General features: G+C 38.1%; 7 protein-coding genes and 3 pseudogenes. 1 reads left to right on the plus strand and 9 read right to left on the minus strand.

Translation table 11 applies throughout. The annotated features are described in order from the left end of the window. Positions 1-260: pseudogene (locus AN486_RS24455) on the plus strand (hypothetical protein); the annotation flags it as partial. 37 nt (positions 261-297) lie between these two features. On the opposite strand, the pseudogene AN486_RS24460 reads toward AN486_RS24455, so the two are convergent. The 9 genes and pseudogenes from AN486_RS24460 to AN486_RS24500 all read right to left on the minus strand — a co-directional run. After that, a pseudogene (locus AN486_RS24460) lies at positions 298-423 on the minus strand (glycosyltransferase); the annotation flags it as partial. A gap of 2 nt (positions 424-425) precedes the next feature. Beyond that, positions 426-1310, minus strand: coding sequence for an alpha-1,2-fucosyltransferase (locus tag AN486_RS24465; RefSeq protein ID WP_290602847.1), 885 nt, complete (start codon positions 1308-1310; stop codon positions 426-428). Positions 1311-1321: 11 nt separating this feature from the next. Then, positions 1322-2245 carry an FkbM family methyltransferase gene (locus AN486_RS24470; RefSeq protein ID WP_290602848.1) on the minus strand — a complete coding sequence of 308 codons (924 nt, stop codon included), beginning with the start codon at positions 2243-2245 and terminating at the stop codon, positions 1322-1324. Positions 2246-2292: 47 nt separating this feature from the next. Continuing rightward, entirely contained in the window at positions 2293-4077 is a 1785-nt protein-coding gene (locus tag AN486_RS24475) for an ABC transporter ATP-binding protein (protein ID WP_053538735.1), read from the minus strand. A 161-nt stretch (positions 4078-4238) separates the two neighbouring features. Further along, positions 4239-5870 (minus strand): glycosyl transferase family 1, encoded by a 1632-nt coding sequence (locus AN486_RS24480; RefSeq protein ID WP_053541232.1) that lies wholly within the window; start codon positions 5868-5870, stop codon positions 4239-4241. 246 nt (positions 5871-6116) lie between these two features. After that, positions 6117-7424, minus strand: coding sequence for a hypothetical protein (locus tag AN486_RS24485; RefSeq protein ID WP_290602849.1), 1308 nt, complete (start codon positions 7422-7424; stop codon positions 6117-6119). Between the two features lie 199 nt (positions 7425-7623). Then, positions 7624-8907, minus strand: coding sequence for a DegT/DnrJ/EryC1/StrS aminotransferase family protein (locus AN486_RS24490; RefSeq protein WP_290602850.1), 1284 nt, complete (start codon positions 8905-8907; stop codon positions 7624-7626). Continuing rightward, entirely contained in the window at positions 8900-9874 is a 975-nt protein-coding gene (locus AN486_RS24495) for an SDR family NAD(P)-dependent oxidoreductase (RefSeq protein ID WP_053538737.1), read from the minus strand. Before AN486_RS24495 ends, AN486_RS24490 begins: the two co-directional genes overlap by 8 nt. A gap of 35 nt (positions 9875-9909) precedes the next feature. After that, positions 9910-10827: pseudogene (locus AN486_RS24500) on the minus strand (DegT/DnrJ/EryC1/StrS family aminotransferase); the annotation flags it as partial. Between the last annotated feature and the right edge of the window lie 287 nt (positions 10828-11114).

The raw sequence follows: 11114 nt of genomic DNA on the forward strand, positions 1-11114 counted from the left end.
TTCGTCGCCATCTTGACAAAAATCAAGAAAAATTGGCTGGACTTTATGCTGGTAATCCTCAGCGTAAAACGGCACGTCCTACTGCTGAAATGCTTCTTGCTGCATTTAAAGAAATCACATTGATATTAATTGAGGTTAACAATGAAGTCTACACTCATTTAACTACTCTTTCCCCTTTACAGCAGCGTATTCTTGTTTTACTTGGGTTTCCCCCTACTATTTATACTCAGCTTAGTGGTCAATCTTTTACTCCTGAGTAGAATTCTTCTAACTCTCGCAAAAATGGGCGAACCGGGAGTCATCAACAACAATTATTTCAGTATGAGGATAGGTTTGGTTAATGGCGCTATTGATTGCTTCTGGCAGAAAGCGATCGTAATTGTAATTGTTAATGATAATGCTAACGAGAAGCTGATTCCTCATATTCAGATCCTCACCTGTGAATTACTCAAAAAGGGATGTTTAGGCAAAGTAATCCAATTAGGGGGAATAAAGTCAGATAAAACAGTATCTTTGTCATTCCAAGGGTTAGGAGAAATTACCAGCTTATCCTGATGCTCTGATAACCAGGCTCCCCACCAACTAAATGTACTGTTTGCAATTACAAAGTGTTTGCACTGGCTCATTAGATACAAAGATTTTGCTGGTGTAAATCCTTCTATATAAATAACTTCGCAATCAACGGAAGTTAAAATTTCACGGCAGTACGAGATATCATCAGAAAAAACAAAGATGTAATCAACAGATATTCTGTCACGAACAAGATTAATGCCGTTCAGATAATATTCATTTGAACAGACTCCCAAATGCGAATTTTCCAAAAAATCACCTCTTCTGATACTAACCGCCAGACATTCTGTTTGGTTAGCCAAATTCAAGAATATGGAAAGCGGTTCACATATAAATTCACTTCTTAAAGAGAAGGCTTTAAGAATTACGTCTCTTTCTGGGAAAAAGCTGGGCGACTGAAAAAATCCTGTATATGATTGATATGGTTTTGCTAAATCCAAATCATAATTACCCGTCTCACTTTCTATGAATAGATTATCTGCCTTGTAAAACCTTCTGAGGGTAGAATTATGCTGAATTCTATTAGCGAATGAATGCAGTTTAGAACAATATTGAAAATATTTAAATACGGATAACTCCTTAAACAAAAATCTCTCAAATCCTTTATGTGTGGATAAATGATCATCAAGTAAGATTTTGACCTTAAATCGCTGCGAAATATTCAAAGCTAAAGCCAGTTGAAACAACTGATTACCCAGCCTTCCGTCGAGTCTAATGGAAACTTTTTTGGCATATTTCATAGATTTGAAAATCACACTCCTAACACTCCTAATTTAGTCAACACTGAATCTGATATCTCCACTGGTGTAAGCAGCATATTTTCAGAACCTGCTTTGGGATCAAATACTTCAATAAATCCTGCATTTGAAATTTGCTTAAAGAAACGATATTTTAAGGGCTGAAGAAGATTCACTACATCAAGAAATGAGGAGCCAAACTGTGGTAAAAAATAGTTATTAAATTCACCATAAATAATTGGACGATGTTGACCTATAAAAGATATAGCACCACGCAAAAACATAACTTCAGCTCCTTCAACATCAATCTTAATAAGGTGACAAGTTTCAATTTTTTGCTCCTTTCCAAAGGTATCCAGCTTTTTCAAGTGTGCTTTATTATTAATATTAATTTTAAAAAAATCACGAGAAATTCCGCCTTTAACCATTACCGCATTGCCAGTTAATGAGTTGTTATCACTAGCCATTGCCATTTCGATAAAGCCTTCTTGATCGCCAAGTGCAATTTCGTGAGCTAATACAACTGCTTCCAATTTATTTAATGCAATGTTTTTAATAAGTCGATCAAAGTTATTTTTCACAGGTTCAAAAGCATATATCTTTCCATTTAATGCTTTTAGCCTATTGCCTAATGCTACTGAGTATAAACCTATATTTGCCCCAACGTCTAGCACAACACAGTTTTCCTTTAAACAGCCAGACAATTTTGAGATAATTTCATCATCATAACTGCCTGTCCAGTAAGGCCATTGCTCTGTTCCACTCCTTACATCTAATTGCATTAAACTTTTATCTCGCATTTCAATAATTGTAATGCATTCTTGATCGTTGTTATAATTACTCAACAAATGACTGATTATTTTTCCTAGTCGAAATTTGCCACGAATATATGGTGTATGACGAGAAAAAGAAGCAATTTTATTACGAAGTTTATACATTTTTTTACCTCTAAAATTTATCTTTCACTAGGATTAAAAAGTGAGAATCAGCATCTTCCTGTAATCACTTCCTGGTAACTGCCTGATTTGAGAATTCGACCCTGTTCAAGTTGGTAAATACAATCGCAATGCTCAATTGTTGAAAAGCGGTGAGCAATAATAATGATGGTCTTAGTACCAGCTAAAGCTTTTGTTGCTTCAGTAATCAGATGTTCTGTTTCAGTATCTAGAGCAGCAGTTGCTTCGTCAAAAACTAGTATTTCTCTTTCGTGATAAAGTACCCGTGCAATCCCAACTCTTTGGCGTTGTCCTCCTGATAAAAGAACTCCCCGTTCACCAATAATAGTTTTTACTCCATCTGGAAGTTGGTCAACCACTTCGCTAAGTTGAGCCATTTGAATCGCTTTCTTTAATTTATTTTGGTCAATTAAATAGTCAGGGACTCCAAATGCAATATTTCGCTCAAGGGTATCATCAATCAAAAATATAGACTGAGGAACATAACCAAGCATATTTTGCCAGGCGCGTAAATTGCTATAAACTGAAACACCATCAACTTTGATATCTCCAAATTGAGGGATAAAAAGACCCAAAAGAACATCAACCAAAGTAGTTTTACCGGCACCAGATTTACCAATTAGTCCAATAGACTCTCCCTTACGAATAGATAGGGAAATATCTTCTAGTAAATTTCTTGTAGTGTTGGGATATCGAAAGGTGAGGCTATCTAAAATAACTTTATCGAAAAACTGAAATTTTTGCTGGTTGTTGCTTGGCAATAAGGCATGAGAATCCAAGTCGGTTATCAGCTTTTCTTTTTTCAACTCCTTCATATCAAAGAATAGCCGATTAAGATAATAAATGTTACCTCTAATCACATTAATGCCAGAGATTAAATTTCCAAAAGCTGCTATCAGACGAACTGAAGCGAGTGAAAAAATTCCTAAAACCCCAATCAGGCTTTGTGTATCATCCTGATTGAAGGTGATAAATAAAAATGTAAAGCCAATCAAGAAGCTCATCATTAATGGCTCAAGCACAAAACGAGGAAGATTACTATAGGCTGAGAGTAAAGTGTTAACTTTAGCGTAAATTCTCGATTGTTCCTCCATCTGATCATTAAAATAGGATTCGCAACCAATTACATGAGTTTCTTTCAAGCTACCTAATCCATGATTTGTAATACGAATTATTTCGCCATAAGCATGAAATCTCTGTTCACTCCAATGAGCTAAACGATCTTTCATTGGATGCAATAACCCAAAGGAAACAACTAGAAGAACGACAATAATAATCAAGGCGATTGTATTGGTTTTGATTAAAAGTAGCATTAATGCCAGAACAATTATAGTGTTAGATACAAATGTCAAGGTGTTAGATACTACACCAAAAGAAACTGCATCTGTTGAATCAATAATATTTTGAACAAGTGTTGCTGAATTAATCCGCAAATGGTAGAGGTAAGGAGCAGTTATGTATACTTTTAGGAGCTTACAAGATATGTCTCTTCTTAAACTATTGCTAAATTTGAACACCATTCTTTGAGCATGAAAAGCCAAAAATGCTTTCAGATAAAAAGTAATAATAACCAACGATCCGAAAATAATAGAAAATTGCTCCCCAGAGTGAAAATTCATCTGGTTATAAATTAAATATAACCAGTCAATACTTTTGATTGTATCTGGTTTAGTAATGATCGTAATGAATGGACTAATTATTCCAGTACCAAAAACTTCCAAGCTAGAAATAAAAAGGAATAAAACAAGCATCTGTATGAGCGATTTGTAATTTCCTTTTGTAATATATAAAAGCCTATAGAGAAAATCAGTCATGAGTGCATTACCTAATTGTTTTAGCTTCACAAATTGGCAGAGTATCCACTTTTGAAAAACATAATTCTGGTACTCTAAAAACCTTAAGATATGGTTTATCTAAAAAAATATATCTGCCAAAAGTGGATGCTCGCCAAACTAACAAATAACCTATTGCCAATTTAATTTTCAGAGTTGTCTTTTAAATATCCATGTGTCCTGTGTGGTAGCAATAGGTTTATACTTGTGCGCCAATTATACTTTTGAGCTATTTTGAGCCAATGCCGCAATCGTTGATGGATTGGCATTAGACAGATATGCCAATCTAGATTAATATCCCATCCATGTATATATGGTATAAAAACATCTGGTTCACCAGTAAACATCTGATCATCCTTTGAATCTAAATTTATATTAGTTTTAGATACATTAGCTGCTCGAATGTATACTTCTTCCAAGAAACGTTGCCAGTGAGTACCCGTATGGAAATTTGTAATTTTTATTTGAGTTCTCTCTCCCAAAGATAGGCGAAATTCTTCGTCTTGAATCAAATTTGAGAGAATTTTTGTGTATTCATTCAGATCACCTGCAAGAAGCATATTGTCAGTCAGACCTGGTGCATCGGAACCGAGAATTTTGCACGCATCTGAATTCGAGTGGTAAGGATATTGGCTTACTAAAGGTACACCATAACTACCTGCCTCTAAAAGCGATGTAATCGAGGTAAAGGGAAATGAATCCACATAGATATCAGCAGCTTGGTAAAACACAGCAGTATCTTCGGTCTCAGCAAGAACTCGAATTCTCCCTTGGGTTTTCTGAATAGCTACGGACCAATCTTCATCACCATTAGCCGGTCCAATAACCACTAAAATAGCTTGCTTGTATTTAGCCAATACCTGTATATGTGCATCAGCGAAAGTTATTTCGTCTATTGTTTTGTACTTAACAGACCTAGCGATGGAGAGTAGCAAAATACTATCTTCAGCAATACCAATTTTTTGCTTGGCTTCTGCACGGGACAGTATTCTTTGAGTAGGTCTTAGAGTTATAGGAAGCAGTATGTTACGATCTATCTCGATTCCTCTACGGATATGTGATAAAGACATAGCAGACTCACGGAGGTTAATCACTATATCGCTAATACCAGCTCCTAGCCAGAACAAGTGGTCTAAGTGATTCAGATAGAGAATCGGTGGAGATTGTTCCTTGTTGGCAAAGGCAATCATAGGAATAACATCCTGTCCAAACAGATGAAGCACAACCAAATCTGCTCCAGATGCAATTTCCCGCAGGCGTTGGGAACAGGAGATCAGATCATCGAATCCTTCGTTCAGCACGTATATCTTGCCTTTACTATTAATCACAGCTTCTCTCAGAGCTTTTGGTATCTTAGCTGGTGCTTGCCGCGTTAACACAACAGAGTGGGAAGACCCAGTATCTTGCTGAATCCAACGCCACATCATTCTGGAATGTCCACCAATAACCCCTGTAGAGGTGGCAACGTGCAATACATTTCTGTGGGTTCTAGACAAAGACAGACTCTTACTAGGATAAGCACTTCTTTTTAGAGCCTTTTGTCCGATTTCGACCAAAATGCGCTCAAGCTCTGGACTGGCAAAAAGACCACAATGTTTTCCGATTGCATATGCAGCAGCCATTTCTGCATATACGGCAGCCATAGTATACTCGCCACTCTCTACATAATCCTTTGCCTGAGCAACTAGGCTACGGAATTCTTTGAAGTTCTCTGGAATAATAAGACGGCTTTCTTCTTGCCAAAGCTTGAGTCTGTTGCTAGTTAATATTTCCATACAATTTTCCTTAAACGCGAATACTTTTGGAGGTGTGTAAGTTACTGCCATTTAACGGGAGCAACGCGATTTTGTGAGATCGGGTTTTCATTCTCAATAAATACCATTGATTCTCAACAAGTTGGTCTGTTCTTTGTTAGAAAGTCCTGCAAGAATAAGCTTACTAACAGCTTCAACCGCATTTCCTTTCCCTAAAGACTGGAACTTGCCTCTGGGCAAGATCAGACCAGATTTGGGTTAATTCAATCAATCCTTTGTTAATTTTGTTACTTTCGCACGATGATTCAGCCACAAAAGCAAAATAGTACTTAGAAACAAGTATTGAAAAAGTGATATAGCTTGAATAACACGTTTACCATACCAAGAAAATAAATCTAGATATTGAAACTTGTTGCTTAGTATTGTGAGAAAGGGAATCGGGGTCAAAAAGCTATTTGGATAATTAGGAATAATCCAAAATAGCCTTTGTGAACAAATTAAGCTAATGACCAAGAATAGTAAAACCCAGGGTGAATTTAGTAGAATTTTGTTTTCCTGAATTGCTATTCCAATTAAGAGATAAACCACAGGCATTGCCCAAAATAGGAATCTTTCAGTATCAGCCCCACCAATCCTAGATAAGACAATCATTCCAAGTAAATAAATCAAAATAAACTGATTACGCCAAAGAAATTTATTTAGAGTCCGCCAGGAATAAATAGGAAGTATGATGAACAACCCATAGGTAATAAAATATGAATGAAGATAGGTTAAGGTTGGTTTACCATACGTCCACTGAATTACTGCTTTCATGAATGAATAATCATTGTTTTGAGATGCGAGCAACTTGACCAATAATATGCCTAATACAGCACATAGAAGTGGAAGAAATAAAATTTGATATTGCTTTTTAATGATCTGAAAAATCCGCAGTTCGCTTAAAGAATGAAAAAAATTTTTAAATGGTGGAATAGGATTAGTAACAAAAGCAAAGGCGATAGGAATAATAAGAGCGGATTCCCTAATCATTACTCCCAAAAAACTTACTATTCCTAGCAAACTGACAACGGAAAAGCAAGGTCTATATCTGAATCTTTCAATTCCTATCAATCCAATAAGTAGAATTACTATTAGCCATGGATCTACCAAAGTAGGATAAAAATACGTGAAACGAACGGAACCCAATCCATGTGTAATAAAAAGAATAACTAAAAATGTTCTGATACGCCAATTGTTCAAATATAAATGCAACCAGAATTTTAATAATATCGTTGATAATAGGTTGGCAATTATATTTACAATTTTGAAACCAAATAGTAAGTTGTTTTTGAAAAATAAAGCCACTAAAAATGGCGTTCCAATGCGATAAACAAAAGGTGCATCTTCTCTTATTTTCAGTCCTTTTGAGATTTGTTCGGCAACTTGAAAGTAGTGAGTACCATCCCAACCCTGACCTTGGTTGTATGAAATGGGTTGTTGGAATACTTGACTGGCTATATTGACCACAATAAATACAAACAAGATAATAGTAATCTCAAGAATGGTTCTATTTCTTTCTACATTGACTATAGCCACAGTTGACCTCACAAAGTTCAAAGGTAAGTATGAAGGATTTTCTGGGTTTATGGTAAAAAGGGAGCTTTCGATACAAAAGCCTGTAAATTTGCGACCAGAAAGCTTGATTTTTAGTGTTTATAACCATTTATGATGTCACCGATTCAGAAGACGAATCGATCTCACATAGAGGCGTAGAGAGTAAGAGTGTGGAATCTTTTTAGCAATACTGATTTTGAATTTCTATCTCTGGATTTGATTGACAGGCGGCTTTTAATTCGTTGACTACAATATCTTGTTCTTGCTCACTCATCTGATGAAATAAGGGCAACAGAATAGCGTGATCCTGTGCTTTTTCGCTTTCAGTTAAGCGATCGCAACTTCCTATTTCACGCATATTCTTTTCTTTAGCAACTCCACAAGACCAAGCTTCAATCTGATATGCAGGTTCACGGTGGGCGCACATAATCCCCCGTCGTGTACCAATTCCAGCATCTAACATGACCTGCATCATTTGGCGTTGGTCATATTGTGGAGATAACCGGATGCAGTAACTTTGCCAGTTACTCTTAGCCCAAGTTGACTCTGTTGGTAATTTCAATCCTGGTATATCTGCCAACTGATGATGATATCGCTGTGCTAAATAACGACGGCGTTCCACAATTTCCGGTATGCGTTTGAGTTGTTCCCGTCCGACTGCTGCCTGAATATCAGTCATACGGTAGTTGTAGCCCAACATAGGGTAAGTCTCGAAAATGACCTGTTTTGCCCCGTGACGGACAGTATCAGGGACACTCATCCCATGTTGTCGCCAGAGGCGAAATTGTTGATCCCATGCAGGATTATTAGTCGTAATCATCCCCCCATCACCTGTGGTAATTACTTTGCGGGGGTGAAAGGAAAAGCAAGCAATATCTCCGTGGGGTTTACCAATTTTCTCCCACTGTCCATCCCAGAGAATTTCACTACCAATGGCACAAGCTGCATCTTCAATCACTGGTAAATTGTGGCGGTGGGCGATCTGCTTGCAGCAGCGCTTCGCTATCGCTAAAATAGCTTTCAGATCACAAGGCATTCCCATTTGGTGGACAATGAGAATAGCGCGAGTGCGTTCATTAATCGCATCTTCAATTAAGACTGGGTTGATGTTATATGTCTGCGGTTCAATATCCACAAAGATTGGAATCGCGCCACAGTAGCGGATGCTGTTAGCGGTGGCAATATAAGAATGGCTGACAGTAATTACTTCATCCTTTGGCTGCACACCGACGGCTAACAATGCTAGATGCAAAGCTGTAGTGCAATTAGAGACAGCACAAGCATAATTTGCCCCTACATAAGCCGCAAATTCCTGTTCAAATCCAGCAACTTCTGGTCCTTGAGTCACCCAGCCGGACATGATAGCGCGTTTGGCTGCTTCTGCTTCTGGTTCGCCAATCCAAGGTTTAGCAATGGGGATATTTTGCATCTTCATGGCTTGCGCCACGCTATCGCTATCAGACATGGCTTGTTTCCTTTGTCAGTTTTTGTTTGTGCCACCAAGCAACCAAGCGAGATAACCCTTCTTCTAGAGATACCTGGGACTCAAAGTTCAATAACTGCTTGGCTTTGCTCACATCTGCCAGTCGGCGCTGCACGGCGTTAACTTTACGTTCTGGTTTATATTCTGGTTGGAGATCAGAACCCATCACTTTCAGTAAACTATGAGCTAAATCATTTAAACTAGTTTCTACACCACTAGCAATATTGAAAACCTGATCTGTGATATCAGCTTTAGCAGCCAAGATGTTAGCTCTAGCGATGTCTTCGATATACACAAAATCCATTGTTTGCTCACCATTACCGAAAATCAGTGGTGGCTGTCCGGCAATAATTCGCTCCATCCAGCGAATTAATACCTCAGTATAAACACCGTAAATATCCATGCGAGGTCCATAAACATTGAAGTAGCGTAATCCTACATAATTCAGTCCATACATTTCATGGAAACTACGGAATAAACCCTCATTAAAGGTTTTCGCAGCACCGTAGATGGTGCGATTATTGTAGGGATGGTGAGATTCAGTTGTCGGGAAATTCTCCGCCATGCCATATATTGACGCTGAAGAGGCTGCGACTACCTTTTTTACCCCAGCTTTGACTGCTGCTTCGAGAACATTAAAAGTACCATCTGCAAGAACTTCCAATGCTAGACGGAGTTCTTCGGCACATTGGGTAATCCGAATCGCAGCTTGATGAAATACTATATCCACACCTTGCATGATATCAGCAAGAAGTTGGCGATCGCGTATATCACCCTCCACCACAACCAAAGGACCATTGGCTTGTGTCCAAGCTAGATTATCACGACAGCCGCGGGTAAAGTTATCGAGGACAATAATTTCTGCCACTTCCTCTTTTACCAGTAAATCGGCAATATGAGAACCAACTAAACCTGCACCACCTGTAATTAAAATTCGTTTATTTTGCATATTCTGTACCCAGGAAGTTCAAAAAAAAGTTTCAGTCATATTGAGTTAATTACCGTCATTGCAATCTGAGTTTGGAATTCCGTTGTCAGTTCTGCAAACATAGGCAGTGAAAGCACTTCTTTAGCTGCTAGTTCCGAATGAGGAAAATCACCTACTTGATATCCTAAATCTGCGTAAGCCGGTTGCAAATGCACGGGAATCGGGTAGTGAATCCCTGTTTGGACTCCCTGCTCATGTAACCGCTGTTGTAGTAAATCCCTTTCTGTAGAGCGCACGGCATAAATATGGTAAACGTGATGACTGTATGGCATTACCTTCGGAGTGATCACGTCTGATTTTGCCAGTAGTTTATCGTACTGTACAGCGATCGCTCTCCTGGCTTCTGTCCAAGCATCTAAGTGGCGTAACTTCACCCGTAAGATTGCTCCTTGCAAGCCATCCATGCGGTAGTTATAACCCTTGAGGACATGATGATACTTGCGTTTTTGTCCCCAGTCGCGCAGCATATCAATTATCTGGGCGTATTTGGGGTTATTGGTGACTACCATCCCACCCTCACCGTAAGTCCCTAAATTCTTTCCCGGATAAAAGCTAAAACAACCCAAATCTCCAATACTACCAACTCGTTGCCCCTTGTACTCAGCCCTGTGTGCCTGTGCGGCATCCTCAATCACAATCAGACCATAACGACGAGCAATCTCTAAAATTGGGTTCATGTCTGCTGGTTGACCATAGAGATGAACTGGCAAAATTGCTTTAGTGCGTTCGGTGATAGCTGCTTCAATTTTGGTGACATCTATAGTCAAAGAAACAGGGTCAATATCGACAAAAACAGCCTTAGCTCCGGTATAGTCAATGGCGGCTACGGTAGCTACAAAAGTGAAAGGTGTGGTAATTACTTCATCCCCAGGACCAATACCAGCGGCTAATAATGCTAGATGAAGGGCGCTAGTACAGCAATTCTCATTTTGAAAAAAATAAGATAAAATTCTCTTAATTTAAGTGTAAACCCTGTATTAAATTATTCTTTTTTAATAGATAATTATCATCCGACGCTGGAGATAGATAGGGTTTTAAAAATCTTTAAAAATCTAGACATGAAGAATTGATTTCAACTTACCAATCTAGCTGAAATTCTAAGCAAATTTATAGTTTTTTGAATAAATAACTTTCTCCTCCTCTTTCAATATATTGACATTTTTCAACCAGAATTTATTTTTTTAAATGGGACATATTCCCT

It is taken from the genome of Anabaena sp. AL93, assembly GCF_001672085.1.
GTDB classification, from domain to species: domain Bacteria; phylum Cyanobacteriota; class Cyanobacteriia; order Cyanobacteriales; family Nostocaceae; genus Dolichospermum; species Dolichospermum heterosporum.